At 54.1% G+C, this 26,450-nt stretch carries 23 protein-coding genes; 14 read left to right on the top strand and 9 right to left on the bottom strand.

The window, feature by feature from the left end; translation table 11 throughout:
* The first annotated feature begins 124 nt into the window (after window positions 1-124).
* A complete protein-coding gene (locus Q8W22_RS08065; RefSeq protein ID WP_305452027.1) occupies window positions 125-1,465 on the top strand; it encodes an adenylate/guanylate cyclase domain-containing protein in 1,341 nt (446 codons plus the stop codon).
* A 29-nt stretch (window positions 1,466-1,494) separates the two neighbouring features.
* On the opposite strand, the gene Q8W22_RS08070 is transcribed toward Q8W22_RS08065, so the two are convergent.
* The 3 genes from Q8W22_RS08070 to Q8W22_RS08080 all read right to left on the bottom strand — a co-directional run bounded on the left by Q8W22_RS08070 (window position 1,495) and on the right by Q8W22_RS08080 (window position 5,808).
* Entirely contained in the window at window positions 1,495-2,073 is a 579-nt protein-coding gene (locus tag Q8W22_RS08070) for a tRNA-uridine aminocarboxypropyltransferase (protein WP_305452028.1), read from the bottom strand.
* Window positions 2,073-4,919, bottom strand: a complete 2,847-nt coding sequence (gene uvrA, locus Q8W22_RS08075; RefSeq protein WP_303433146.1) for an excinuclease ABC subunit UvrA — start codon at window positions 4,917-4,919, stop codon at window positions 2,073-2,075. Before uvrA ends, Q8W22_RS08070 begins: the two co-directional genes overlap by 1 nt.
* Before the next feature lie 220 nt (window positions 4,920-5,139).
* The gene (locus tag Q8W22_RS08080; protein WP_305414741.1) at window positions 5,140-5,808 is read right to left on the bottom strand and encodes a LuxR C-terminal-related transcriptional regulator; all 669 of its coding nucleotides are present in this window, start codon (window positions 5,806-5,808) and stop codon (window positions 5,140-5,142) included.
* Between the two features lie 260 nt (window positions 5,809-6,068).
* Between Q8W22_RS08080 and Q8W22_RS08085 the strand changes: the two genes are divergently transcribed.
* The 9 genes from Q8W22_RS08085 (at window position 6,069) to Q8W22_RS08125 (ending at window position 16,412) form a co-directional block, all read left to right on the top strand.
* Window positions 6,069-7,442: an MFS transporter gene (locus Q8W22_RS08085; RefSeq protein ID WP_305452029.1), complete on the top strand. Its 1,374-nt coding sequence runs from the start codon at window positions 6,069-6,071 to the stop codon at window positions 7,440-7,442.
* On the top strand, window positions 7,426-8,184 hold the full coding sequence (ssb, locus tag Q8W22_RS08090) for a single-stranded DNA-binding protein (protein ID WP_305452030.1): 759 nt from the start codon (window positions 7,426-7,428) through the stop codon (window positions 8,182-8,184). Before Q8W22_RS08085 ends, ssb begins: the two co-directional genes overlap by 17 nt.
* 844 nt (window positions 8,185-9,028) lie before the next feature.
* A complete protein-coding gene (locus tag Q8W22_RS08095; RefSeq protein WP_305452032.1) occupies window positions 9,029-10,111 on the top strand; it encodes an aromatic ring-hydroxylating dioxygenase subunit alpha in 1,083 nt (360 codons plus the stop codon).
* Window positions 10,108-11,262: an ABC transporter ATP-binding protein gene (locus Q8W22_RS08100; RefSeq protein WP_305414745.1), complete on the top strand. Its 1,155-nt coding sequence runs from the start codon at window positions 10,108-10,110 to the stop codon at window positions 11,260-11,262. Before Q8W22_RS08095 ends, Q8W22_RS08100 begins: the two co-directional genes overlap by 4 nt.
* A gap of 65 nt (window positions 11,263-11,327) precedes the next feature.
* Window positions 11,328-12,341 (top strand): polyamine ABC transporter substrate-binding protein, encoded by a 1,014-nt coding sequence (locus tag Q8W22_RS08105; protein WP_305414747.1) that lies wholly within the window; start codon window positions 11,328-11,330, stop codon window positions 12,339-12,341.
* Between the two features lie 63 nt (window positions 12,342-12,404).
* Complete coding sequence (locus Q8W22_RS08110; RefSeq protein WP_305452033.1) at window positions 12,405-13,673, top strand: ABC transporter permease; 1,269 nt, start codon at window positions 12,405-12,407, stop codon at window positions 13,671-13,673.
* A 12-nt stretch (window positions 13,674-13,685) separates the two neighbouring features.
* A complete protein-coding gene (locus Q8W22_RS08115; protein WP_303433137.1) occupies window positions 13,686-14,501 on the top strand; it encodes an ABC transporter permease in 816 nt (271 codons plus the stop codon).
* A 38-nt stretch (window positions 14,502-14,539) separates the two neighbouring features.
* Complete coding sequence (locus Q8W22_RS08120; protein ID WP_303433136.1) at window positions 14,540-15,331, top strand: phytanoyl-CoA dioxygenase family protein; 792 nt, start codon at window positions 14,540-14,542, stop codon at window positions 15,329-15,331.
* A gap of 124 nt (window positions 15,332-15,455) precedes the next feature.
* Entirely contained in the window at window positions 15,456-16,412 is a 957-nt protein-coding gene (locus tag Q8W22_RS08125; protein ID WP_305452034.1) for a PDR/VanB family oxidoreductase, read from the top strand.
* Between the two features lie 219 nt (window positions 16,413-16,631).
* Here the strand turns inward: Q8W22_RS08125 and glp are convergent, their stop codons facing one another.
* On the bottom strand, window positions 16,632-17,867 hold the full coding sequence (gene glp, locus Q8W22_RS08130; protein WP_305452035.1) for a gephyrin-like molybdotransferase Glp: 1,236 nt from the start codon (window positions 17,865-17,867) through the stop codon (window positions 16,632-16,634).
* Window positions 17,867-18,556, bottom strand: a complete 690-nt coding sequence (locus Q8W22_RS08135) for a fumarylacetoacetate hydrolase family protein (protein ID WP_305452036.1) — start codon at window positions 18,554-18,556, stop codon at window positions 17,867-17,869. The genes glp and Q8W22_RS08135 overlap by 1 nt, the downstream gene beginning before the upstream one ends.
* A gap of 332 nt (window positions 18,557-18,888) precedes the next feature.
* On the opposite strand from Q8W22_RS08135, the gene bioB reads away from it, so the two are divergent.
* The 3 genes from bioB to Q8W22_RS08150 all read left to right on the top strand — a co-directional run bounded on the left by bioB (window position 18,889) and on the right by Q8W22_RS08150 (window position 21,887).
* Complete coding sequence (gene bioB / locus Q8W22_RS08140) at window positions 18,889-19,968, top strand: biotin synthase BioB (RefSeq protein WP_303433132.1); 1,080 nt, start codon at window positions 18,889-18,891, stop codon at window positions 19,966-19,968.
* Window positions 19,969-20,106: 138 nt separating this feature from the next.
* Window positions 20,107-20,631: a Crp/Fnr family transcriptional regulator gene (locus Q8W22_RS08145; RefSeq protein ID WP_303433131.1), complete on the top strand. Its 525-nt coding sequence runs from the start codon at window positions 20,107-20,109 to the stop codon at window positions 20,629-20,631.
* Window positions 20,632-20,849: 218 nt separating this feature from the next.
* Entirely contained in the window at window positions 20,850-21,887 is a 1,038-nt protein-coding gene (locus Q8W22_RS08150) for an NAD(P)-dependent alcohol dehydrogenase (protein WP_303433130.1), read from the top strand.
* Between the two features lie 116 nt (window positions 21,888-22,003).
* Here the strand turns inward: Q8W22_RS08150 and Q8W22_RS08155 are convergent, their stop codons facing one another.
* From Q8W22_RS08155 to Q8W22_RS08165, 3 genes are all read right to left on the bottom strand, one after another.
* On the bottom strand, window positions 22,004-22,432 hold the full coding sequence (locus Q8W22_RS08155) for a hypothetical protein (protein WP_305414757.1): 429 nt from the start codon (window positions 22,430-22,432) through the stop codon (window positions 22,004-22,006).
* Window positions 22,433-22,694: 262 nt separating this feature from the next.
* Complete coding sequence (gene tkt, locus Q8W22_RS08160) at window positions 22,695-24,683, bottom strand: transketolase (protein WP_305414759.1); 1,989 nt, start codon at window positions 24,681-24,683, stop codon at window positions 22,695-22,697.
* Window positions 24,684-24,752: 69 nt separating this feature from the next.
* Window positions 24,753-24,914: a hypothetical protein gene (locus tag Q8W22_RS08165; protein ID WP_303433127.1), complete on the bottom strand. Its 162-nt coding sequence runs from the start codon at window positions 24,912-24,914 to the stop codon at window positions 24,753-24,755.
* Between the two features lie 62 nt (window positions 24,915-24,976).
* On the opposite strand from Q8W22_RS08165, the gene Q8W22_RS08170 reads away from it, so the two are divergent.
* A complete protein-coding gene (locus Q8W22_RS08170; protein ID WP_305452037.1) occupies window positions 24,977-25,525 on the top strand; it encodes a VF530 family protein in 549 nt (182 codons plus the stop codon).
* A 61-nt stretch (window positions 25,526-25,586) separates the two neighbouring features.
* On the opposite strand, the gene Q8W22_RS08175 is transcribed toward Q8W22_RS08170, so the two are convergent.
* Window positions 25,587-26,276, bottom strand: coding sequence for a hypothetical protein (locus Q8W22_RS08175; RefSeq protein WP_305452038.1), 690 nt, complete (start codon window positions 26,274-26,276; stop codon window positions 25,587-25,589).
* Window positions 26,277-26,450: the final 174 nt, after the last annotated feature.

Here is a 26,450-nt window from a genome sequence, read left to right on the forward strand (position 1 = left end):
TGAAATATTTCCAACGTTACCCGCGTTGGTAACGACCGGTACGACCTCCCGGTTGTAACCTCATCCCCCTTATCGTCAGTGATCTCCGGTCAGAGCCAATTCCAAGACCGTAATGGCGGACCCGATGCAGCTCAAGTTGCCCTGTAGTTTTCATTTCAGCCTGCTCTGCGGTTGCGCCGCAGCCACACAAGTACTGATATTCGGACTACTGCTCGCATTTCTGACCTATAGCAATCTCAGCAATCAGCTGGAACAGCGACTGGAACAGGATGCCACCCAGCAAACCCAACGCCTCGCCATGACGCTGGCCCACAGCCTGATTCAACGTGACCGGATCAGCCTCAATCTGGCGCTGACAGAATGGCATCGTGGTGAAGAAATCAGTGCCTTGCGAGTGCTCGATACCGACGGCGTGGTTATTGCCGAAATAGGTAAAACCCTGGACGACCGTATCAATATCAGCCGCTCCATCACTCAGGATAATCAGGTGGTCGGGATTATCCAGGCGGATATCAACCTGGCACCTGCTCGCCGAGACAGCGGCCATTATTTGTCCCTGGCACTGATAGCAACCGGCCTTGGTGCCATGCTGGCCGGGCTGGCGGGCTATTTTCTGGCAGAACAGATCGCCCATTATTTACAGCAGTTGTCCCGAGCCCTGAAAAACAGCCGTCACAACCAGCCGCTGCAGCTACCTCCACCACCGGCAGCGATAGAGGAGTTTGAGCAGTTACACGGCGGCCTGTCAGTCTTGCGCGACGACCAGCGTCACCGTCAGGCCATGGCCCAAGCCCTCGGCCAGTTTCGTTATCAGGGTACTCCCCCATCAGGCCAAACCCTGTGCTATCAGCACTGCGCTTTGATCTATATCGAAATGACCGAACTGGCGACCCTGCAGGCCCAGCTCGATACGGATGAGCTGGTGCAGCTTCTGAATGAATATCATCGTTTGTTAAATCAGGCCGCCAAACTCTATAACGGCAAGCTGGATCATTATCAGGACGACGGTGTTGTGATGATTTTTGGTCTCAACGATGAAAGCGAACGTGACACGCTGCACTGCGTCTACGCGGCCCAACTGTGCCTGGGACTGATGCGTAACGCTAGCCAGAAAAACCCGCAACTGGCCGATATCCGTTTTCGGGTAGCGGCGCACTGGGGGCCGGTCTTACTCACGCCGACCGATTCTGCTGACGACAGCCATGGCCACCGGCTGGTCGGTGATAGCCTGTATTGGGCATCCACCCTGGCCCGCCGCAGCGAAGCATTCCGGCTGCTGGCCAGTCAGGCTCTGATCAGTGCATTGCCGCCCGAATACGGGCTGGAATGGGAAGCCGGCGCCGCAGTACCGGATTTGAATGGTGATAACCAACCGGGCTATTGGCTCACAACGTTACCTGAAAAAAGTCAGGCTCTGATTGATCGCCAGATCTTACGAATTGCCAATATGGCAGGGCAAGCCTGACGTGCCACTGAACTCGGATTAGCCCGCACTTACTGGCCCGGTGTTTTCCGGGCCGCTAACTGCAACTCCACCAACCGGTCGAGTACCCCCACCACGTCATCAAACCCAGATGTCCCCTGCAGACGATTCAGTCCTGCCACCGCAGCCTCCAGCGTTGACAGGCCATCCGGCCGGGGGGATTTACGAATGGGGTGATAACGGCTGAGCTCTGCCGGAGTGAGCTGCAAATGTGGCAGACGGGTCAGCCAGGGGTTTAACAACAGCAAGCGCCTGACCTTGCGCCAGGTACCATCCAGTATCAATAGTTGCCGGCACTGCCGAGCCTGGTCTAACGGGCATTCAGGCTTGCCCTCCAGTGGAAACAACAGCACCGTATTCTGATGCCAGTCTTGCCCGAGCAAAGCGACCGGGTCACACCGGTCCGCCACCACCAGCCGACTGTTGATAATGCTTTTATGCAGCAGTGGCGCCGTCGACAAACGATGCCGCGCTTCATTCGGATCTTGCCAGATCACCAGATCCAGTGGCGCTTCCCGCCGCACCAGCGCCTCACACAAACAGACGCTGACGGGGCGTTCACAAGCGCGACAAATCAACCGCCCGGCCATCAGCTCTGGCGTTGCCGGGCCACGTCCAGCAATGGTTCAAGGAAACGGCCAGTGTAGGATTGTTCACTCGCGGCGATCATTTCCGGCGTACCTTCCGCAATGATATACCCCCCTTTGGAACCGCCTTCCGGGCCAAGATCGACCACCCAGTCCGCGGTCTTGATCACATCCAGATTATGCTCAATCACCACCACGGTATTACCGTCATTACGCAAGCGATGCAGCACCGCCAACAGCTGCTCAATATCGTGGAAGTGCAACCCGGTGGTTGGTTCATCAAGGATATACAGGGTTTTGCCGGTATCCCTCTTCGACAGCTCTTTCGCCAGTTTGACCCGTTGCGCTTCGCCTCCTGACAAGGTCGTCGCAGCCTGCCCTAATCGAATATAGCTCAGGCCAACATCCATCAGGGTTTGTAATTTACGCGCCACCGCCGGGATGGCATCAAAAAAGTCGCGGGCATCTTCTACCGTCATATCCAGCACTTCGTGGATGTTTTTGCCCTTGTAGCGCACATCCAGTGTTTCACGGTTATAACGTTTGCCGTGGCAGACATCACATGGCACATACACATCAGCCAGAAAGTGCATTTCCACCTTGATGACCCCGTCACCCTGACAGGCTTCGCAGCGGCCACCCTTGACGTTAAAGGAAAAACGACCAGCCTTGTAACCACGGGAACGGGCTTCCTGGGTACCGGCAAACAGCTCACGTACCGGGGTAAAAATACCGGTATAAGTGGCCGGGTTGGAACGCGGGGTACGACCGATCGGACTTTGGTCAATATCGACCACCTTGTCGAGCAGGCCCAGCCCCTGAATGCTGTCGTGTTCAGACGCCTTGAGTGTTGTGGCGCCATTCAGGGCCGTGGCTGCCAGCGGATACAGAGTCCGGTTAATCAGCGTCGACTTGCCTGAGCCGGATACCCCGGTGATACAGGTCATCAGCCCCAGCGGAATGGTCAGGTCAACATCGTTCAGGTTGTTGCCACGAGCACCCTTGAGTTTCAGTTCCTTGCTCAGTGGGTACGGCGTCCGTGTTTCCGGCACTTGGATAGCCCGTGCCCCCGACAGGTATTCCCCCGTCACCGAGTTCGGATCCGCTGCCACTTGTGCCGGCGTCCCCTGGGCAATCACCTGACCGCCATGCACACCGGCACCGGGGCCAATATCGATCAGATAGTCCGCGCTGCGCATGGCATCTTCATCGTGCTCTACCACCAACACGGTGTTGCCGAGATCCCGCAAATGAAACAGCGTCTGCAGCAGACGGTCGTTGTCACGCTGATGCAAACCAATGGAAGGTTCATCCAGAATATACAAGACTCCCACCAGCCCGGCACCGATCTGGGAAGCCAGACGAATCCGCTGGGATTCTCCCCCAGACAAGGTATCGGAACTGCGGTTCAGACTCAGATATTCCAGCCCGACATTCACCAGAAAGCGTAATCGCTCGCGGATTTCCTTGAGGATTTTCTCGGCGATATCGCCCTTGTTACCCGCCAACACCAGCTGGCTAAAATAGGCGTGGGCATCTTCAATCGACATGCTGGTACAGGCATGGATGTTCTTGTCTTCAATAAAGACATTGCGGGCTTCCTGGCGCAAGCGCGAGCCACCACAATCCGGGCAGGGCTGTACACTCAGGTACTTGGATAACTCTTCCCGGACGGTTTGTGATTCGGTCTCGTGATAACGCCGCTCAAGGTTGGGCAACACCCCTTCGAAAGGATGCTGTTTGCGAATCTGGTCGCCGCGTGAATTGACATACACAAAACCGATTTCTTCATCACCACTGCCGTACAGCAGTTGCTCCTGGGCCTGCACGCTCAATTCGGCAAAGGGGACATCCAGCTGAAAGCCATAATGCTCGGCGACGGCGCTCAGCAGCTGAAAATAATAGACGCTGCGGCGATCCCAGCCACGAATGGCCCCTTCGCCAATCGACAGGCTCGGGTCGGTAATCACCCGGTCCGGATCAAAAAACTGTTTGACCCCCAGACCATCACAGGTGGTGCAGGCACCAGCCGGGTTGTTAAACGAAAACAACCGGGGTTCCAGTTCCGACAGGCTGTAACCACAATGAGGGCAGGAAAATTGTGATGAGAACAATAACGGCTCGGCATCGTCGTCATCCATCGGTGTCACCAGCGCCAGGCCACCACTGAGTTCCAGACAGGTTTCGATGGATTCCGACAACCGTTGCTCAAGACCGGGTTTGACCTTGAAGCGATCGACGACCACTTCAATGCTGTGTTTGCGTCGCTTGTCGAGATCCGGGGTATCGTCCAGATCATAGATACGGCCATCGATACGTACACGCACATACCCTTGCGCCCGCAGGCTATCGAAGATATTGGCATGCTCACCTTTGCGGTCACGCACCACCGGAGCCAGAATCATCTGCTTGCTGTCTTCCGCCAGCGTCAGGATGCCATCAACCATCTGGCTGACGGTTTGGGCTTCCAGGGCAACCCCGTGATCCGGGCAACGCGGCGTGCCGACACGAGCAAACAGCAAGCGCAAATAATCGTAGATTTCGGTGACGGTACCCACCGTGGAACGAGGATTGTGCGAGGTGGACTTTTGCTCGATGGAAATCGCCGGGGACAACCCTTCGATCAGATCGACATCGGGCTTCTCCATCACACTCAGAAACTGGCGGGCGTAGGTTGATAGCGACTCAACATAACGGCGCTGCCCCTCGGCATACAGCGTATCAAATGCCAACGAGGACTTACCCGACCCGCTCAGGCCAGTAATCACCACCAGTTTGTCGCGTGGAATATCCAGATCAACGTTTTTGAGGTTGTGAGTGCGCGCACCCCTGACCAGAATCTTGTCCATGCAGCTCTTTACACCAAGGCAAAAGCGCTATTGTAATAGAACCTGTGCCCAGATACAGGATTGATCTGTTTATTCGGCCAACAGAGCCGCCATCCAACGCTGCCATGTCTTTCGTATCAAGCATTGATGCGCCATTGATACACGATTGATGCCCCATTGATGCAACGGAAGTCGCCAGCAATCCCCAGCAATACGGTAGCCATCCAGCTTAACCTGCCAATCAGACAGTGATACTGCTGAGGTGCTCCTTGGCCCAGTTAATGGCCTGCACCCGGTTCTTGACGCCTATTTTTTTAAACAGATTGTATAGATGCGTTTTTATCGTATGGGTACTGACTTCCAGGGCATCGGCGATATCCTGGTTGGTGGCACCCGTTTCTACCAGATGCAGAATTTCAGCTTCCCGCCCCGTCAGTGACACAGGAGGCGGCTCAAGCGCCCGTGGCCGCTGCCGCGTCCGCTCAAGGTGATCATTCACCAACTTGCGAGGCAGCCATAATTCGCCATTAAACACGGCCTTGATACCCTCAAGCAGCAGACTCTGGCTTGTATGACGATAAAACAGGGCACTGACTCGCGGCCAGCAAATAAACTCTTCCAGTGCATGATGCTCCGGCACATTAAATAACCCGATCAGCGACACGGCATCGGCCTCATAAATCTCATCCAGGATTCTGGCCAGCCGCTCTGGCCGGACACCATCGGTGTCAAACATCAGCAAAGTCTGTCCATCAGCAGGAAAATGCGCGGGGGGCCAGGCCAGTTTATGCACCAGCTGGGCATGCAGCCCAAGGTGGGTCTGAATATAATCCAGCAATATCGCGTTCTGCAGATTCTGGCGTCCGAATAACAGGATGTAGCGCCTGTCGGTACTGTATTGCCGATCCATAACGTCTCTCCTTGACCTGACTTGCCACCGGCATACCCTGCCCATGACGGTTGAGAATAATTCTACCCAATCAAACGCTCAAAAAAAGAGCATGAAACAGACACAATTCCTAGTTTTCAAAAAATTCCAACGGAACCACGAACTCCCCTACGTCATTACTGAAAACTGGCTGTTATTCCTGTTAAACTGGCGCACTTTTTAAACTCGACTGCCGTTACCGACCCCGGAAGCCAGGGCTGGCTCCTCTCACTGGACATCGCATGACCGCCATACCTGAATCTGCACAACAGCGCGCCATCGCCTCACTCGCTGCCCTTTACGCCCTGCGTATGCTGGGCCTGTTTATGGTACTGCCCGTCCTGATGCTGGACGGCCTGACGCTGAAAGATGCCACCCCCGAGCTGCTTGGTCTGGCCATGGGGGTCTATGGCTTGACCCAGGCACTGCTGCAAATTCCTGCGGGCGCCTTGTCTGACCGTATTGGCCGCAAACCCGTGATTATCGCCGGGTTGCTGATTTTTGCCGCTGGCAGCCTGATTGCCGCCAATGCCGAGAGTGTCTATGGCCTGATTATTGGTCGCGCCCTGCAAGGAGGCGGCGCGATTGCCAGTGCCATCATGGCACTGGTCACCGATCTCACCAATGAACAGAGCCGCATGAAAGCCATGGCCTTTATTGGTGCCAGTATTGGCTTGTCGTTCTCGGTCGCACTGGTCGTTGGCCCCTGGCTGGCCGGTATCGGCGGACTGTCACTGATTTTTACGCTAACCGGTGTTTTGGCGCTGGGCGGTATTGCTGTCACCCTGCTGCTGATTCCTTCGCCACCACGAACCCGCCACCGTGACTCCGTCGCCGTGCTCAGTGAAGTGCGGCTGCAGCTCGCCAACAAGTCTCTCTGGCCATTAAATATTGGCATTTTTGTGTTACATGCCCTGATGGTGGCTATTTTTGTCGCCATCCCGTTGCAACTCAGCAATCTTGATCTGCCACCAGAGCACCATAGTTACTTGTATTTGCCGGTACTGATACTGGCCTTTGGCCTGATGATTCCACTGATTATTATTGCGGAAAAACGCCGTCAGATGAAAAATGTGGTACTGATCGCTGCCGCTCTGATTCTGCTTGCTCTACTGTTGATGATACAAGCAGTTTCGTTATGGCACTGGGCCGTATTGATGCTGTTGTACTTCCTCGGCTTTAATCTGATGGAAGCCAGCCTGCCATCCTGGCTCAGTAAAATTGCCCCGGCTGGTTCCAAAGGCAGTGCCATGGGGATTTATTCCAGCATGCAATTCCTGGGTGCCTTCGCCGGCGGCACTATCGGTGGCTGGGTGCTGTCTCATTGGGGGGCAAGCAGTGTATTTGCCATTTTTGCTGCCGCCGTGTTGTTATGGGGATTATTGATGCTGATGACACCTGCTCCGCGTCACCTCAGCAGTGTGCGAATCACTCTGCCGAGCCCATTATCCCAGTATCAGCACCGGGCTTTGCTGGCGCTCAACGGCGTCGCCGAACTCACCGAATTACCAGAAGAGCAGGCTGTTTATCTAAAAGTGACTGCCAGCGAGTTTGATCAGGAACTGGCACGCGCCATTACACATACCACAGGAGAATCTCATGGGTCGCAGCGTTAACAAAGTGACACTGATTGGTACTCTGGGCCGAGACCCGGAAGTACGCTACATGCCGAATGGCAATGCCGTTGCCAACATGACGATGGCGACCGATGAAAGCTACAACGACAAACAAACCGGCCAAAAGGTAGAACAAACCGAATGGCACCGTTTGACCGTGTACGGCAAATTGGCAGAAATTTGCCAGCAGTATCTGAAAAAAGGTTCCAGAGCCTACTTTGAAGGTCGTTTGAGAACCCGCGAATGGGAAAAAGACGGCGTCAAACGCTACACCACGGAAATCATCTGTAACGACATGATGATGCTCGACAGCCGCAACAGCAATGGTGGCGACATGAGCAACGGCATGGGCGCTGGTGCTGGCTACCCGCCACAAGGGGCTGCAAGCATGATGAACCCGACTCCACCAGCCCAGGGTGGTATGGGAGGTCAGGGTTATGGCCAGCAACCACAGCAAGCGCCGCAACAGCCTGCACAGCGACCAGCACCACAAGCCCCCATGCATAACAACCCTCAGGGTGGGTATCAGCAGCCGTATCAACAACCGGCTCCCCAACCTCAACAACCACCAATGCAACAGCCGCCACAACAAGCACCACAGCAGGCACCGCAACAGCCCCAACAACGGGCTCCACAGCAGCCAGCCCCCGGTGGTTATCAACAAGCCCCTGCACCTCAAGCAGCACCGGCACCACAACAGGGCAACAGCTTTGATGATTTTGACGATGATATTCCGTTCTGAATGACATAAATTAATTCTTGTTTATAACGCTGAATAACTCTCCCAAAGCCCTGTAACCACAGGGCTTTGTTATTTCCACAGGAGCCAGGGTAAACATTGGGTATTATCTGGTGTACGGTCTGATAAATAAATTCAGCCGTCCCTGATTGACAAACTGCCATAAATACGAAAACCGACAACCAGACATATCGATATCCATCGCACGCTGAATCATGAACTTATCATGCAATAACATCCGTTTTTTGATAGCAGCAGCGCGACATATCGTTGTTATGGGCTGGCTGCCCGCATGGACCTGCACCTCATATTTAATAGCCTGTAACGGCGATAATTATTAAATAATGATATTAATCTGAAAGCATATCCTGGCTACATTGGCCACAACACAACCCTTGTCAGTGAAGCAGCTCCGCTGTTCTGAATCCCGCTATATTCAGGGGAGCAGCCTTCTCTTTTATCAAGCTTCCGCCTTGTCTGGGAACTGTAATACAGCCTGAGATCCGTTGGCTGATTGCTTAATCAACAACATTGATCATGGGTTTTAATATCCTCCAGTCTTGTTTTAATTATGCACACAAATGGCGCAACGAGCACATTAATGGCGCATATCTGAATACTATTTTCAAATGTTATAAGAACATTTTTAATATTTTATTTATCAGTTCCAGTCGGACACTATTCATTTCAAGCCTTCCCTCCAGACACATAAGCCACACCGGTGCTGTACGTGTTGGAGGTACACGTTGCCTATTTCAACTTCTAAATCAAGGAGCCTCTAATGACGCAGTTGAACAGTCCAAAGCCAGTCGGTGAGCTTGTTGCTGCTCTCCGTGAGAATTGCGATTTGGATTTTACGAATGCCCGAGCCATGCCGCCAGAGGTGTACACATCTGCGCAATTTACCGATCTGGAACAGAACAATATTTTCCGTAAGCAATGGTTGTGCGTTGGCCACGTATCGCGCTTGCCGAATGTCGGGGATTACCTGACGAGTACTATTGGCGATCAACCAGTCGTGGTGCTGCGTGACAATAACGAGCACATACGTGCGCTCTCTAATGTGTGCCTGCACCGTATGTCCGAGCTGTTGCAAGGCACAGGCAACGTCAGCTCAATTGTATGTCCCTACCATGCCTGGGGCTACAACCTTGAAGGGCAACTACGGGGAGCCCCGCAGATGAACCAGCAAAATGGTTTCTGCAAAAGTCACTATCAGTTGCCCGCTGTGCGTTGCGAAGAATGGCAAGGCTGGATCTACATCACCCTGAATGAAGCACTGCCACCGGTCAAGGAGCAGCTCGCAGCGCTGGCCGATTTGGTTGGACACTACCATATGGAAGGTTATGTCGAGGCGTTCCACGAAGAGCACGTCTGGGACTGCAACTGGAAAATTCTGGCTGAAAACTTCATGGAAAGTTACCACTTGCCCATTGTGCACAAGGCGACCGTGGGACCACATACACGCCTGAGTGAAGTGGAATGCCCTCCTGGACACCCGACGTTCAATTATCACTGGTTTACCAAGGAAGCGACCCTGGCAATCGGTAATGCCCATCCCGACAACCACCACCTCGAAGGCCATTGGCGCAAGACATCGGCGTTAATCTCTATCTATCCAAGCCATCTGATTACCCTGACGCCGGGATATTTCTGGTATCTGGTGTTGCAACCCCGCGGCGCTGATCAGGTAAGCATAAGCTTTGGCGGCGGCATGGCACCGGAATACATCGATGATCCCAAAGCCGCCGAGTATCTGAGCGCTCTGAAAGACATGCTGGATGTGGTCAATGCCGAAGATCGCACAGGGGTTGAAGCGGTAATGCGTGGGGTTCGCGCACCGCTGGCCAAGGCCGGACAACTGAGTCATCTGGAGCGTCCGCTCTATGATTTCGCCCGCTATATTAGCGAGCAGGTGGGCAGCGCATGAGTGTAGCAATGAACCATGCCGACCAGCCTCAGGATTCACAAGCCTTTATCAATCTGAGCGATGTCTGCAAGTCATACGACGGCAGAGACTATGTGGTGTATGACCTGAATCTGACCATCAACAAGGGCGAGTTTGTCTCACTGTTGGGGCCATCAGGCTCCGGCAAGACCACCACCCTGATGATGCTGGCCGGGTTCGAAACGCCGAGCCAGGGCGAGATACGTATGGGGGGCAAACGTCTGGATGATCTGCCGCCTTATAACCGCGATATCGGTATGGTTTTCCAGAACTACGCCTTGTTCCCTCATATGACGATTGCGGAAAACGTAGGTTTTGCCCTGTCGGTACGCAAGGTCGGACGCGAGCAGATCAAAACCCGGGTCAAACAGGCACTCGATATGGTGGAGCTGTCCCATGTGGCGAACCGCCGCCCGTCGCAGCTCTCCGGTGGCCAGCAGCAGCGGGTTGCACTGGCCAGGGCACTGGTGTTCGAGCCCAGTCTGGTCTTGATGGATGAACCCCTGGGAGCGCTGGACAAGCGCCTGCGCGAACAAATGCAGTACGAAATAATGCGTTTGCACCGTGAGTTGGGGCTCACCACCGTCTATGTGACACACGATCAATCCGAAGCATTAACCATGTCCGATCGTGTTGCCGTGTTCTTCGATGGTCGTATCCAGCAAATTGCGCCGGCCCATGAATTATATGAGTCCCCACACAATGCCTTCGTTGCCAACTTCGTTGGTGAAAATAACGGGCTCGATGGCCGGATTACTGAGATCGATCACGCCACAGCCACTTTGACGTTATCAAACGGCACAAAAATTCGTGGTGGCGTCAGCCAGAACCTGCGACAGGACACACCGGGAATGCTGTTTCTTCGCCCGGAGCAAGTTCGCATCGCGGATGGCGACCTCAATCTCGGCAACCGCGTGCAAGGACTGGTGGAAGATATCGTCTACTGCGGTGATCACCATCGTGTTCATCTGCGTCTGAGTGAGTCGGATCGACTACTGTGTAAGCTCCCCAATAGTCGGGAACATTGCCTGCCAATTGCCGGAAGTACAGTGAACGTCACCTGGCGAATCGATGATTGCAAGGTTTTATCCCCATTGCTTGCGTCTCATCAAAGCACCTCCTCTCCCTGTTAACCCTAACTGATAGAAGGACTGATATGAAAACCATGCCCAAAACCAATTTCCTGGCAGGCGCTTCAATGCTAGCCACTTTACTCGCTGCCGGGCCTCTCCATGCAGAGACAACGTTATCGGTGGTCACGTACGGTGGTGCCTTTGAGAACGCTGTGCAAGAAGCCTATTTAAAGCCTTATGCAAAAGCGACAGGAACTGAATTCAGTCTTGAAGCCTATGACGGCGGCTTGGCCAAGCTGGCTGCAATGGTTCAGGCCAATAATACCAGCTGGGATCTTATTGATCTGGAGTCCAACGACGCCGTTGCCGGCTGCGATGAAGGACTGCTGATGCCACTGGATGAATCCATTCTGGGAGACACCAGTGATTTTATTCCCGGCTCCATTGGCGACTGTGCCGTTGCCAGCATGATCTGGTCGACCGTATTTGCCTATGACAAAGAGGCGCTGGCCACTGGCCCCACTCTGATCAGCGACTTCTTTGACACGGACAAATTCCCTGGCAAACGTGGCTTGCGCAAAAGCCCCAAAGGCACGCTGGAATGGGCTCTGCTGGCTGATGGCGTCAGTAAAGACAAGGTCTACGACGTCCTGGCAACCAAAAAAGGGCTGGACCGTGCATTCCGTCAACTCGATGCCATCAAGCAGGATATCATCTGGTGGGAATCCGGCGCACAAGCTCCTCAACTGCTTGCCGATGGCGCGGTTGTGATGACGCAAGCCTATAACGGCCGTATTCATGATTCCGTGAAAAACGATGGCAGTGCCTTTGTCACGGTCTGGGACGGACAGATCTACGATTATGAATGGTGGGGTGTACCGGCTGGTGCCCCGAATGCTGAAGAGGCATTTGAGTTCATCGCCTATGCATCTCGCGCGGATGTCACCTCCCAGCTCTCCCGTTACATCTCTTACGCGCCGCCGCGCAAAAATGCTTTGCCATTGATTGAGAAGGATATTCTCGAAGACCTGCCAACGGCTGATGCCAACTTCAAGAATGCAGTCCAGATTGATGTGGATTTCTGGGTCGATAACTTTGACGTCATCAACAAGCGCTTCCAGGTGTGGCTAGCTCGCTGACAGACCTCGGCTGGCCACCAATCGGTGGCCAGCACCGATGCTTGCATTATCCCGGAGTTCCGTATGAATGAGACTATACCCACGCCAGAGGGTGGCCTGGCTGCACCCGACGCATTGAATGATGCCGAACGGCTTCAGGCGTATCGCCGAGTAAAACGGCAGGAATCACGCAAAGCCTTATTGCTGGCCGCCCCTCTGCTGCTGTTTTTATTGATTACCTTTATTGCTCCTATCGGCACTCTGCTTCTGCGCAGCGTACAAAATCCAGAAGTGCCGCTGGCGCTGCCAGAGGCCACCAAGCTGTTACAGCATTGGGATGAGGCCGCAATGCCTGACGCTGATATTTATGCCGCGATGGCACAGGACCTGGTGCAGGCCAGCAAACAGGGGAAGCTGGGGCGGGTTGCCCGACGCATGAATTTTTACAACCCGGCCATGCGCAGTTTGCTGTTGAAAACAGCACGAAAACTGAAACGGGATTCACGCGATGATCTTCAGGCAGCGTTACTGGCCAGCGATTCCCGCTGGGGTGACAAGGAAATCTGGCGCGTACTCAAGCGTGCCGGACAATCCCCGACCCCTGATTACCTGCTCAATGCGGTAGACAGCTATGTCGACAAGACCGGGAGTGTGGCCAGTCTGCCGCCAGAAGAGTCGGTCTACCTCGCCGCCTTCTCCCGGACCATCTGGATCAGTACCAGCGTGACCCTGCTGTGCCTGCTGCTGGCATACCCAGTGGCCTGGTTATTGGCGAATTTGCCCGCACGTCAAGGCCGCAAGCTGATGCTGCTGGTCATCATCCCTTTCTGGACATCGCTACTGGTACGCACCACCGCCTGGTATGTATTGCTGCAACCCAATGGCGTAATCAATAGCCTGCTCAGTGGTCTCGGACTGGTAAGCCAGCCCATACCGCTGGTCTTCAACCGTACCGGCGTGTTGATTGGCATGACGCATATTATGTTGCCGTTCATGATATTGGCCATTTATTCGGTCATGAAAGGCATATCACCCGTCTATTTACGGGCTGCCCAGTCGTTGGGTGCCAAGCCACTGACCGCCTTTATCCGGGTCTACGTACCACAAACCCTTGCCGGTGTCGGTGCCGGCTGCTTTCTGGTGTTTGTTCTATCCTTGGGCTACTACATCACGCCAGCGCTACTCGGTGGCGCAGGTGATGAAATGATCAGCCAGCTGATTTCGATACAGACGAACCAGCAGCTGAACTGGGGCCTGGCTGGAGCATTATCGGCTTACCTGGTGATTTTCACCGCCATCTTTTACTTCATTTTTAATCGCCTGGTCGGTATTGACCGCCTGCGCTTCGGCTAACCGGAGAAATTTATGAAATCTCATTACTGGTCGCGCCTTGAGCGCTGGAGTGCACGCTGGGTTCGAGTGCACACAGCAGTGGTGCTGTTTTTCCTGATCGCACCGATCCTGATCATCATCCCTTTGTCGTTCAATACCAGCACCTACTTTTCCTATCCGATGGATGGTGTATCGCTGCGCTGGTACCAGGCTGCCCTGTTTGACGATCAATGGCAGCGGGCCTTGCTGAACAGCCTGGGGATTGGCTTTGCCTCCACACTGCTGGCCACCATACTGGGGACACTGGCAGCACTGGGGCTGACCCGGCCCGGATTCCCCTTGCGCGGGTTAATCATGCCGCTACTGATCTCGCCGATGATTATTCCCATTGTGGTGGTGGCCGCCGGCTTCTACTACATTTTTGCGCCGTTCGGCCTGGTGGATTCGTATCTGGGTGTAATTCTCGCTCATACCGTACTGGGCACGCCGTTTGTGGTGATTACCGTGTGTGCCGGCTTGCAGTCGTTCGACCACAGCCTGACCCGCGCCGCCAGTGGCCTTGGTGCCACACCCTGGGTCTGTTTTCGCCGCGTCACCCTGCCATTGATTACCCCCTCCGTTGCCACCGGAGCCATCTTTGCATTTGCCACCTCATTTGATGAGGTGATCGTCGTGCTGTTTATCGGCGGTGCCGAACAACGCACCGTGCCACGCCAGATGTGGAGCGGCATCCGCGACCAGATTGACCCGTCAATCCTCGCGGTTGCCACATTGCTCATCCTCTTTGTTCTGGCGCTGTACGGCTGTGCCAGCTGGCTGAGCAATCGTCACCGGAACGAGATGCCGTAAGAAAACCTGAAACCATGATCAGAACCAAGGAGCAAACTGTGAACAAGACATTACGTGAGGATTTTGCCCGTGATGGCGCCGTGGTCATTCGCGGGCTATTCAAAGACTGGATTGAACCGCTGCGGGAAGCGGTCGATTACAACCTGGCGCACCCAGGGCCTTTCTTCAAGAACTACACGCCAGACCAGAGCAAAGGGCGCTTCATCGCAGACTACTGTAATTGGGCAAATAACCCGGGCTATCGCCAATTTGTACAGGAAGGACCAGCAGCAAGTGTAGCCCAGCAGGTCATGGGATCGAAGCAGGTACGGATTTTCCATGAACACGTGCTTATCAAGGAGGCGGGCAATACCAAACTGACCCCTTGGCACCACGATGAGCCATATTACTGTACCAAAGCCGATCAAACCGTCAGCATCTGGTTGCCTCTTGACCCGGTACCACGCAGCTCCAGTGTTGAATTTGTTGCTGGCTCCCATCGCTGGGGCAAGCTGTTTCGTCCGCGCAAGTTTACCGGGGTGGATTATGACCATAAGGCAACCAACCTCGAAGTCATGCCCGATATTGAAGCCAACAAGGACGACTACACGATTCTGGGCTGGGATCTGGAGCCTGGTGACGCAATCGCGTTTGACTACCTGACGGTACACGGTGCGCCGGGTAACGCATCCAGAGACACGTCACGACGCGTTATTTCCACCCGCTGGCTCGGCGACAACGCCTGTTATGTCGACCGCGGAGGTGAAACCTCACCCCCCTTTCCAGAGCTGATCGGCCGCCTGAAAAACGGTGATCCTCTGCCAGAGGACGAGTTCCCTTTTATCCTCTAAAACCCTGGCTGGTATCGCAGGAGACACGGTAGCCACAACCACCGGGGATACCGTCTCCTGCAAGGGAGGAACTGACACCCCGGGCCAGAGACTGGCCCACTTCAATCTTTAAATGAGAAAACCGATGGCTGATAAAAATATAGTCGCACTGGTGCATGGGATTCGTTATGAAGCACAAGGGATAATCAGTATTGAACTGCGCCCTTTGGCTGATGCTGTCTTCCCTTCATTTGAGCCGGGAGCGCATATTGATCTGCACTTGCCTTGCGGTATTAACCGCAGCTATTCCTTGCTGGGTTCACCGCACACTCTGGATCGCTATGTGGTCGCGGTATTGAGAGACCAGAACAGTCGCGGTGGTTCAGCGTGGATCCATGACAAGTTGCGGGTCGGTACTGAGCTGGTGATATCAGCGCCACGTAATCACTTTCCGGTGGATGCATCAGCGCAGAAAAATGTACTGCTTGCAGGCGGCATTGGCATAACGCCTATCTTTTGTATGTACCGGGAGCTGCTTCTGAAGGGGAGTTCCCCAGTGCTGATATATTGCGCACGGTCGCGGGCAGAAGCAGCCATGCTGGACGAAATCACGGCTCTGGGTGGCAAGGTTTATTATCATTTCGACGATGAGTCCGGCTCCACTCCAGACCTTCAGGCGCTCTTGCGCGGATATGATAAAGACAGCCATTTTTACGGTTGCGGCCCGGTAGCCATGCTGGATGCCTTTCACGCTGCCTGTGAGCAACTGGGCTATGAGTTTGTTCATATCGAACGCTTCACAGCAGCAGAGATAGCAGCGTCAGCGGATGCTCGGACAAGTTATGAGGTTGAACTGGCCCAATCCGGCCAAACGTTGCAGATCCAGGCTGGAGAAAATTTGCTGAATCGCCTTCTGGATGCTGGCGTTGATGTTGGTTTTGCCTGTCAGGAAGGGCTCTGTGGTTCCTGTGAAGTGACCGTTATCGACGGCGAAGTGGATCATCGTGACAGTGTTTTGTCACCCAGCGAACAGTCAACAAATACCACCATGATGGTCTGTGTCTCGGGCTGCAAGAGTGCCAAATTAACGCTCGATCTCTAAAAATATCAGGCGGACATCTTTTTTGTGTTTGTCCGCCAGATCATTGCTGTACCCAACATCATGACGATCTCCAACAGAGCATCGACAGCCAATCTCTGGAAGTGCTGTTCAACCAGCTTACCTTTCCTTGTAAAACACCTTGCCTGCCCTGCTCACTCTGCTGTTTGTGCTTGCGCCGATCAGGAATCAGCACAGTGCCAACCCCTACAATAACGCTCCCTACAATAACAGCCCATCAAACAGCTCAATACGGACAGGTTGGCCTTTCTCCAGACTGGAGCTATCGCCATCCAGCAAAATATACGCGTTGGCTGCCGACATGGTACTTAGCAGTGCAGATCCCTGACGTGCCAATGGTGTGACTTGCAGCACTCCGTCTTCGGTCGTTGAGACTACGGCACGCTGAAACTCCAACCGCCCCGGACGACGGTGTAACCCACAGGTCAGACGAGCGCGCAGGGCAAGCCGTGGTGGAGTATTGTCTCCTGCCAATGTTGTTAATATCGGCACCACCAGCTGATCAAACGTCACCATGGTCGATACCGGATTGCCCGGCAAACCGGCAAACCAGCTGTTTGGCAAACGACCGAAGGCAAACGGTTTGCCCGGTTTGATGGCCAGTTTCCATAATCCCATCTGGCCCAGTTCATCCAGCACCTGCTTGCTGAAATCCGCTTCCCCCACTGAGACGCCGCCAGAAGCAATGACCAGATCCGCCTGACTGTCGGCATTCTGATAGGCTTGCCGTAATGCCTGCGGGTCATCCGCGATAATGCCGAAATGAATGACGGTGCAGCCCAACCGTACCAGCAAGGCGGCCAGTACCTGGCTGTTGGACTCATAAATCTGCCCGGTTTGTAACGACTGCCCCGGTGTCACCAGTTCATTACCGGTGGCCATAATGGCAACTCGTACCCGACGGCGTACCACTACCTGGTCAATACCAAGACTGGCCAGCAATCCGATGTCAGCCGCCCGTAAACGCCGACCCGCGGCCAGAACGATATCACCAACAGCCACTTCTTCTCCGCGCCGCCGAATATTGGCTGATGGTTTGACCGCCGCCAGAAAGCGCACCTTGCCGTCGTCATCCAGTTCGGCATCTTCTTGCATGATGACGGTATTGGCGCCTTCCGGCAGCATCGCGCCGGTCATGATACGCGCGCATTCTCCGGGTAATATCGGTTGGGTTGTGGCATCTCCCGCCAGAATACGCTGGTTAACGTCCAGCCAATCAAATTCGGTCAGATCCTCTACCCGCACGGCATAACCGTCCATGGCGGAGTTATCGGTCGGTGGCAAGTCCAGACAGCTTTGCACATCGGCAGCCAATATGCGGCCGTCAGCCTGGGACAGTGGCACCCACTCTTCTTCGGTCAGAGGCGTCAGCGACGACAGGATTTGTTCCAGAGCCTCATCCAGGCTTTGCAGGCCCGGGGCATCACAAGAAGCCATTATTGACCTCCTTGTATGGCACTGGACGGTCGAGCCTCTACCTGGCATGAGACCGACAACCAGTCCTGCAAGGTCGCAGTCAACTGATCCCCTGCTTCCAGCGGCCCAACTCCGGCCGGGGTGCCGGTCAGCACCAGATCCCCGGGGTTAAGCGTAAATTGCTGGCTGATCGCGACCAGCAGATCCGCCACTGGAAACAACATCGCCTTGCTGTTGCCCTGCTGCTGCAAGGTACCGTTTCGCGTCAGGGACAGCTCCAGATCCCTCCAGTCACTCACCTGTTCTGCGGCAATAAAACGGGATACCGGGCAAGCACCATCAAATGCCTTGGCCCGTTCCCAGGGGTGGCCTTTCTTTTTGAGCCCGCTTTGTACATCGCGCAAGGTCAAATCCAGAGCCAGGCCCACCCCGGCAATGGCAGCCAGAGCCTCATCGGCACTGGCCTGGGACAGTGTCTCTCCAATCAGCAAGGCAATTTCCAGTTCATGATGCACGGCCCCCATACCGTCGGGGATCGAGAGGTCCCCCTCCATGGCGACCACCGCATCGGCGGGCTTGATAAACAGCAGCGGCTGTTCCGGGATGGGGTTATTTAATTCAGCGGCATGAGCAGCATAGTTGCGACCCACACAGACAGCCTTGCCTGTCGCAAACGCAAAGGGTGCATCATTCAGAAATGGGTAGTACACGGCAAACCTCGACTGACAGCAAAATCAAGCTGCTACTATAACGCGAAATCGCCTAAAACCGACCATGAGCACCGATACCGAACCCGCTCCAGCCACCCGTGTTCCATTCAGTGGTTGCAACAGCGCTCTTTGTCCTGGTTGCCGCCATGACTCCTGACTATTTCGGCGGTTTGTTTCAGCGGCCTGTTCCGACTGACGCCCCCGACCTTGGCAGCTGACTATCGAACGTTTTTTAAACAATAGTCAGCAAATGGCTGGCCCCAAATTGCCTGTTGCCTCGGCAGGCTGCAGTATTCACCTTTATATTCCTGTATCAGCAAATGGAGACCGCCATGGGCAGTGCCGTAGCAGCCAACTTTCCGTCCTCTTCGCAGCCAAACAACGCGGCCATCCGCAATGACTGGACTCTGGACGAGGTACAGGCATTGCTGAATCTGCCGTTTAATGACCTGCTGTTCCAGGCTCAAACCGTACACCGCCAGTTTTTTGATCCCAACGCCGTACAGGTCAGCACCCTGCTGTCGATCAAAACCGGCGCTTGCCCGGAAGACTGTGCCTACTGCCCGCAAAGTGCCCGTTACGATACCGGCCTCGAAAAAGAACGCCTGATGGAAGTGGAAGCGGTACTGGAAAAAGCCAAGGCCGCCAAAGCCGCCGGTTCCGACCGCTTTTGCATGGGAGCCGCCTGGCGCTCGCCGCGTGAAAAAGACATGCCTTACGTATTGGCCATGGTAAAAGGCGTCAAGGAGCTTGGTCTGGAAACCTGCATGACCCTCGGCATGCTTGATGCCGACAAGGCCAACCGTCTGGGCGAAGCCGGTCTGGATTATTACAATCACAACCTGGATACCTCACCCGACTATTACGGTGAAATCATCACCACCCGCAGCTATGGCGACCGTCTGGAAACTCTTGATAACGTCCGTAAAGCCGGTATGAAAGTCTGCTCTGGCGGGATTCTGGGAATGGGTGAAAGCCAGCGGGACCGTGCCGGTCTGTTACGCCAGCTGGCCAATCTGCCACAACACCCGGACTCCGTGCCCATTAACCAGTTGGTGAAAGTCGCCGGTACGCCACTGGAACATGAAGCCGACGTTGACCCACTCGACTTTATCCGCACCATTGCCGTGGCCCGTATCCTGATGCCCAGGTCCCATGTGCGGTTAAGTGCCGGACGTGAAGAAATGAGCGAAGAAATGCAGGCCATGTGTTTCTTTGCCGGTGCCAATTCCATTTTTTACGGTGAATGTCTGCTGACCACACCCAACCCTGCTGCCAACAAAGACCAGCAGCTGTTTCGCAAACTGGGTATCAACTCGGAACACAAGGTCACCCAGGCACCACAGCAACTGGATGACCTGATTCCAGAACCCCGGGATGAATCGGAATTATACGAACGTTTAGGCGCCTGATCAGCGCCCACTGAGACCGATAGTGCTGGCAGAATCTGCCAGCATATAGGCCATCACCGCCCGGAACATGGTTCTGCTTTCCTTTATATGCTGCTTGGCAGTACCATGGGAATCAGGTTCCAGTCACAAGTGATCGCCATGATTCCTGACTCTGCCAGTCCCCGCTCCTCCACAACTGCCCGACTGAGTCCACAACGTCTGCAGTTACTGCAGAATCGTCCAATTTTTGGCGCTCTCAGTGCTGATGCCATCAATTTTATCGAACAACGCTGTATCCCGAGACAACTCAAGGCACAACAAGTCTTTTTTTACGAAGACGATCCGGCCAGCTCTATTTTCATCCTGGAAACCGGCCGTGCTGAAGTAATGAAACAATGCGGTGACGAGATGCGCCAGCTGCGGCAACTTGGGCCGGGTGACAGTTTTGGCGAAATGGCTGTTGTCGACATGAACCCTCGCGGTGCAACCGTGCGGGCAATTACCGACTGTATCGCCCTTGAGTTACCCACAGCAGCACTCTATGAGCTGTATCAATACGATCTCGAACAGTTCACCCTGATTCAAATGAATATGCTAAGGGAAATCAGCCGCCGCCTGCGCTTCCTTAATGCCAAGTTAGCCGCCACTCACCCGGATATCCTCGAAACCGCTTCAAAATTCTAGCGGTCCGGTTCCCGGCCGCACTTCTTTCTTGCCATCCCCGCCTGGAATGATCCGGAGATTACCCAAGACAACTTTTGCCGGGCGCCATACGGTCTGTCGGTTTTTGCGATCCCGGTTAACCAATCTCGCCAGCACGCGGCAAAAACTTGCCGTTCTCTGATAGCCCGATGCCGGATTAAGGTCACAATAGCCGTTTCAATATTCGCCAGGAGCAGATCATGATTACAGGTTATGCGGTATTTGAAGCCGGTGGAACATTACGCCCCTATCAGTACGACCCCGGCCCATTAGGCAGCCATCAGGTTGAGATTGCCGTGGAATATTGCGGCCTGTGCCATAGTGATCTGAGCATGATCAATAACGACTGGGGTGTCAGCCAATACCCTTTTATTCCTGGTCATGAAGCGGTTGGCCGCATTGCTGCGGTTGGTGAACTGGTCACACAGTTTACGGTGGGGGATGCCGTTGGCTTGGGCTGGCAATCCGGCTTTTGCCATACCTGCGATTGCTGCATGAACGGTGACCACAACCTGTGTTACTCCGTTGAAGAAACCATTGTTGGCCGCCACGGAGGTTTTGCCGACCGTGTTCGGGCAGCAGCCAGTAGTGTGGTTGCGATCCCGCCCGGTATTCCGCTGCAACAGGCCGGGCCATTGTTTTGTGCCGGTGTAACAACCTTTAACCCCTTGATGCAGCAGCAGTTATCTCCTACTGCCCGAGTTGCTGTGATTGGTATTGGTGGCTTGGGGCATTTGGCGCTGCAGTTTCTTAAAGCCTGGGGCTGTGAGGTCACTGCCTTTACCTCATCACCAGACAAAGCGGAAGAAGCGCGTCGTTTTGGCGCTCATGAAATTATCAACAGCCGCGACAGCAGCGCTCTGAAGGCCGCCCGCAACCACTTCGATCTGATTATTTCGACCGTCAATGTCAAACTCGAATGGCAACGTTATATCGCCACGCTCAAGCCTAAAGGAAAGCTGGTTTTGTTGGGGGTGTTGCTGGAGCCACTGGATATCAGCCTGATTGGCCAACGGGCGGTGATGGCATCGGAAGTGGGCAGTCCGGGCACCATCAAGACCATGCTTGATTTTGCCGCCCGCCACGGCATCGTACCGCAAACAGAAGTGATGCCAATGAGTGCCATCAATCAGGCACTCAGCCATCTGGAGGCTGGTAAACCACGTTACCGTATTGTGTTGCAACAGGACGTTGTCCAACCCGATGTGATATCCGGGCTGGATTCAGCTTCCGCATAATGCCGGGCCAATCCTGGCGGCGAATATTGAGAGGCTCTGCCGTTCATCTGGCAGGGCTTTTGACAGGGCTTTTATTGTCGCTGGCCGTTGGCCAGGATAACAGGCGAGATCAGGGCTCAGAAAAAGCGCCCCAGAAAACCTTGTTTATGCTGCAAGCGTAACTTCAACTTGCCTTCCGCATGCTGGACCAGGGTCTCAAATTGATTGGCTATAAATTCACTTTTACCGGAGCTGTGAATAACACGGTCTTCCAGTTTGGCGAAGGTGGTGCTCCACAAATGCTTGGGACTCCAGTCCTCAGGGACATTACCAACCGGTATGACCATACCAGCGTCACGCAGGAAAAATTCCACGGACAGACTGATTCTGGGTTTAAAAGAAGCTACATGAGTACTGACACTGCTAACGGATTTCCATTCCCCGGTAGGGAACACAGTCAGCTGGGTGTTTTTGTGCGTCGCACCACGAATACTGAATTTTTCAAACTGAAACGTGTGGCTTCCTTGTCTGGCCTGAGCCGGTGAGCGGACTGTCGATTCTTCCATTACGCATCCTTACAGCTTACGGGGCTTACAATACGGAGTGCCTATAAAGCGGCGAGGTAGCCAGTAAGTGTTACCGGTCCTGAGAGGGGAAACGCGGCAACACTTACTGACAGATTACATATTACATTGTAGAAATTTCGGAATACAGTCTGATGTTTATAACACCATTGATGCAAATCAGCAGCCAAGTGCCCATCATTTAACGCCAAGTCTGATGATCAGGGATCTGCTCCTGCAAGTATCCCGCAGATCCCGCCGTTTTTCAGCCAACCGTCGCGATGGAATTAACCACTTTGTCTACGGTAAAGCCAAAGTGAGCCATCAAATCAGCGGCCGGAGCGGATTCGCCAAACGTATCCATCCCGACAATAGCACCTTGCAACCCAACAAATTTATACCAGTAATCCTTGTGCAACGCCTCAACAGCTACTCGTGCTGTTACTGCAGCAGGCAATACGGACTCTATATAACCAGCTTCTTGTTTACAGAATATTTCAGCGCACGGCATGGAAACCACACGAACGGCTTTATCGGTCACTTGCTCTGCTGCTGCCATCGCCAAACCAACTTCTGAACCGGTGGCAATTACAATCACATCCGGTGTGCCATCACAGTCTTTCAGAATGTAACCACCCCGTGCCACATTGGCGAGTTGGTCTTCAGTACGTGCTTGATGAGGCAACCCCTGACGTGAAAAGATCAGCGCCGATGGGCCGTCAACCCGCTCTACTGCCGACTTCCAGGCAACCGCGCTTTCCACGGTATCGCATGGACGCCATGTTTCCAGGTTTGGCGTATTACGCAGGCTGGCAACCTGCTCGACCGGTTGGTGAGTCGGGCCATCTTCACCCAGACCAATGGAGTCATGGGTATACACAAAAATAGCACGCTGCTTCATCAGTGATGCCATGCGCACCGCATTACGGGCGTATTCCATAAACATCAAAAAGGTCGCACCGTAAGGGATAAAGCCCTTGTGTAATGCCACGCCATTCATCATGGCACTCATGCCGAATTCACGGACACCGTAAAACAGGTAGTTACCGCTGGCATCCTCAGCACTGATACCAGTGGCGCCCGACCACAGGGTCAGGTTGGAACCCGCCAGATCCGCCGAACCACCCAGGAATTCTGGCAGCAAGGGGCCAAAGGTATTCAACGTATTCTGGGAAGCCTTACGGGATGCGATCGTTGCACCATTGGCCTGACATTCGGCGATGTAGGCTGTGGCCTGCTCGCTGAAATCCGCAGGCAAGTCGCCTTTCATACGGCGTTCAAACTCAGCTGCCAATTCCGGATAGGCAGCCGCATAGGCAGCAAATGTTTCCTTCCAGGATTGTTCGACCGCGGCACCTTTTTCTTTGGCATCCCAGCCGGTATAGATATGAGCCGGAATATCAAATGGGCCATGTTCCCAGCCCAGGCGAGCACGGGTTAACGCGATTTCGTCATCGCCCAATGGGGCGCCGTGGCAATCTTCCTTGCCTTCCTTGTTGGGTGAGCCAAAACCGATAATGGTCTTGCAGCAAATCAGCGTCGGTTGCTCGGTGTTGGCACGAGCTGTCTCGATAGCCATACGGATTTCTTCCGCATCGTGTCCATCCACATGACGTATCACTTGCCAGCCATAGGCTTCAAAACGAGCGGCGGTATCATCGGTAAACCAGCCTTCGACTTCCCCATCAATGGAAATGCCGTTGTCATCGTAGAAGGCAACCAGCTTGCCCAACCCCAGAGTGCCGGCCAGTGAACACACTTCGTGAGAGATGCCTTCCATCATGCAGCCGTCACCCATAAAGACATAGGTGTTATGGTCAACAATCTCATGCCCTGGACGGTTGAACTGGGCAGCCAGCACTTTTTCGGCTACGGCCATACCGACACCGTTGGCAATCCCCTGACCTAAAGGTCCGGTGGTGGTTTCAATGCCAGGGGCATAACCATATTCCGGATGACCCGGTGTTTTGCTGTGCAGCTGACGGAAATTTTTCAGGTCGTCGATCGACAGGTCGTACCCGGTCAGATGCAGCAAGGAATAAATCAACATGGAGCCGTGACCATTGGAAAGGATAAAACGGTCGCGGTCAGCCCATTCGGGGTTGCCCGGGTTATGTTTCAGGTAGTCGTTCCATAACACCTCAGCGATATCAGCCATGCCCATTGGCGCACCGGGGTGGCCACTTTTGGCCTTTTGGACTGCGTCCATACTTAATGCGCGGATGGCGTTAGCCAGTTCTGTACGAGAGGTCATGTTACGACTCCTGGTTTGTGTCAAGGTTAGCCAGCACAGGATAGCAGACGGGTCGTCGGGCGATGGGAATCACTCTCCTGACAATTGCTCTGGCATGTAAAGGCGCGCATTGTCGCGCAGAGCTACAGCAAGGGCAATGCTGATCCCTCTATCCCGTGTGCGCTGACCTTTATTTACAGAATAAAAAGCCGTGGCACCGCTCTGATGTCCCGTTTGATTCAAGTATTTCATTCGTGTGTTTTCCTGACAGCAACAGGTACAATCACGGCCTTCACTTTTTTTGCGGATGGTTCATGAGCGACGATATCAATTACAAGAACAACCCATTACATGGCGTGGGATTAAAACAGATGCTGGTTGAGCTGGTCGGCCATTATGGTTTTGATATTCTGTTTGCGTACTTGAACATCAACTGTTTCAAAACCAACCCCAGCATCGACGCCAGTGTGAAGTTTTTGAAAAAAACCACCTGGGCTCGTGAGAAGGTGGAAGTCTTTTACTTGTATCAGTTCAAGAATCTGCCCAAAGCGTCGTCCACCCAGTTTGCCCTGCCACCCCGAGACCGGATTATTCCAGCCCACCAGCAACCTGGTGAACCGGCGATTCTGAGTCTGGAAGATGCGGAACGGTTACGGGAAAAACGAGCAAAACAGGCGGCGGAACACGGCAAAAAACCACGTTCGGACAACAAACGTACCAGCAACCACGCCCGTTCAAGCAGCTATCGACACAGCACGGCGACATCGGCTGAACCGCCGGCTTCTTCAGCTCAACCTTCCAGTGGTTCTGACAGTAACAGCAAGCCGGATCCTTGGGCCAAGGCACGCAACAAGTTCGAATAGGCCTGGTGTCTGTACCTTCTGTTTCGAGCTGTTCTGGTTCCTGCGCAATCAACCGATCAGATCAACAAAGGTCTGCGGTTAGCTGGTGCGGCAGCAGGCGATAGAGCTTGGTATCGGTGGTTACAATATCCGCCAACGCCACGACCTGACACCGCTCGGCATCGATAACTTCTATATCGAAGGTTGCCTGATACAACCCCAGCAATTCCTGGTCGATATCAAACAGCTGTTCGTGCTCATCCGGGTCTTCTACCGTCAGTAAATACACCGGACATTGCCCGGCTGGCAGAATGTCGTGCATGTGCTGTACATAAAGTGGACGAATCGCCGGGTTTAATGCTGTCAGCGAAGCCCGGTCAAGCACCAGATCAATCACTCCTAACTGCGCCATGGTCAGCTGGAAAAAATCGCCACTGAGTATGGTGATATGTTCACTGCGCCAAACAATAAAATCGCCCTCACGACTGCGGTGATAATCGATCCGGTTCTCGACAAAAAAAGCCTTGGCGGCAATCTGGCTGAGCTCAACTCCGATCACCTCATATCCCTGCTGTGCCAGCCAGAGCAGATCCAGACTTTTGCCACACAAGGGCACAAAAACCCGGCATCTCCCCGCCGTTGTCTGCTCAGGAAAGTGCCGCACCAACAAATTGCTGGTTATTTTCTGATGAAACTCGATCTGGTCGTTACGCCACATCGCCAGCCAGGCCTGGTTATCCTGCCCGGTACTGGCGGTTTTACGTTTACTCATAAGTGATCCGGTGAGACAGATGGCACACGCGAATCAAAACCGGCACAGAGTGTGGCAGTTCAGGCTTGTGGTGCCTCACCCTAGCACATCAATGATTACTGTTTTGCCCAACTCCAATATCCACATAAAAATAATGGTTTTAACCAGCGCAATCCGAACATTGTGCAGTCATTC

The sequence above is a fragment of the Oceanobacter sp. 1_MG-2023 genome, from assembly GCF_030689025.1.
Classification (GTDB): domain Bacteria; phylum Pseudomonadota; class Gammaproteobacteria; order Pseudomonadales; family Oceanobacteraceae; genus Oceanobacter.

What these genes read in the sequence shown, in the direction of transcription:
- Q8W22_RS08065 (WP_305452027.1), top strand. Translation starts at nt 125, where the DNA reads ATGCAGCTCAAGTTGCCCTGTAGTTTTCATTTCAGCCTGCTCTGCGGT.
- Q8W22_RS08070 (WP_305452028.1), bottom strand. Translation starts at nt 2,073, where the DNA reads ATGGCCGGGCGGTTGATTTGTCGCGCTTGTGAACGCCCCGTCAGCGTC.
- uvrA (WP_303433146.1), bottom strand. Translation starts at nt 4,919, where the DNA reads ATGGACAAGATTCTGGTCAGGGGTGCGCGCACTCACAACCTCAAAAAC.
- Q8W22_RS08080 (WP_305414741.1), bottom strand. Translation starts at nt 5,808, where the DNA reads ATGGATCGGCAATACAGTACCGACAGGCGCTACATCCTGTTATTCGGA.
- Q8W22_RS08085 (WP_305452029.1), top strand. Translation starts at nt 6,069, where the DNA reads ATGACCGCCATACCTGAATCTGCACAACAGCGCGCCATCGCCTCACTC.
- ssb (WP_305452030.1), top strand. Translation starts at nt 7,426, where the DNA reads ATGGGTCGCAGCGTTAACAAAGTGACACTGATTGGTACTCTGGGCCGA.
- Q8W22_RS08100 (WP_305414745.1), top strand. Translation starts at nt 10,108, where the DNA reads ATGAGTGTAGCAATGAACCATGCCGACCAGCCTCAGGATTCACAAGCC.
- Q8W22_RS08105 (WP_305414747.1), top strand. Translation starts at nt 11,328, where the DNA reads ATGCTAGCCACTTTACTCGCTGCCGGGCCTCTCCATGCAGAGACAACG.
- Q8W22_RS08110 (WP_305452033.1), top strand. Translation starts at nt 12,405, where the DNA reads ATGAATGAGACTATACCCACGCCAGAGGGTGGCCTGGCTGCACCCGAC.
- Q8W22_RS08115 (WP_303433137.1), top strand. Translation starts at nt 13,686, where the DNA reads ATGAAATCTCATTACTGGTCGCGCCTTGAGCGCTGGAGTGCACGCTGG.
- Q8W22_RS08125 (WP_305452034.1), top strand. Translation starts at nt 15,456, where the DNA reads ATGGCTGATAAAAATATAGTCGCACTGGTGCATGGGATTCGTTATGAA.
- glp (WP_305452035.1), bottom strand. Translation starts at nt 17,867, where the DNA reads ATGGCTTCTTGTGATGCCCCGGGCCTGCAAAGCCTGGATGAGGCTCTG.
- bioB (WP_303433132.1), top strand. Translation starts at nt 18,889, where the DNA reads ATGGGCAGTGCCGTAGCAGCCAACTTTCCGTCCTCTTCGCAGCCAAAC.
- Q8W22_RS08145 (WP_303433131.1), top strand. Translation starts at nt 20,107, where the DNA reads ATGATTCCTGACTCTGCCAGTCCCCGCTCCTCCACAACTGCCCGACTG.
- Q8W22_RS08150 (WP_303433130.1), top strand. Translation starts at nt 20,850, where the DNA reads ATGATTACAGGTTATGCGGTATTTGAAGCCGGTGGAACATTACGCCCC.
- Q8W22_RS08155 (WP_305414757.1), bottom strand. Translation starts at nt 22,432, where the DNA reads ATGGAAGAATCGACAGTCCGCTCACCGGCTCAGGCCAGACAAGGAAGC.
- tkt (WP_305414759.1), bottom strand. Translation starts at nt 24,683, where the DNA reads ATGACCTCTCGTACAGAACTGGCTAACGCCATCCGCGCATTAAGTATG.
- Q8W22_RS08165 (WP_303433127.1), bottom strand. Translation starts at nt 24,914, where the DNA reads ATGAAATACTTGAATCAAACGGGACATCAGAGCGGTGCCACGGCTTTT.
- Q8W22_RS08170 (WP_305452037.1), top strand. Translation starts at nt 24,977, where the DNA reads ATGAGCGACGATATCAATTACAAGAACAACCCATTACATGGCGTGGGA.
- Q8W22_RS08175 (WP_305452038.1), bottom strand. Translation starts at nt 26,276, where the DNA reads ATGAGTAAACGTAAAACCGCCAGTACCGGGCAGGATAACCAGGCCTGG.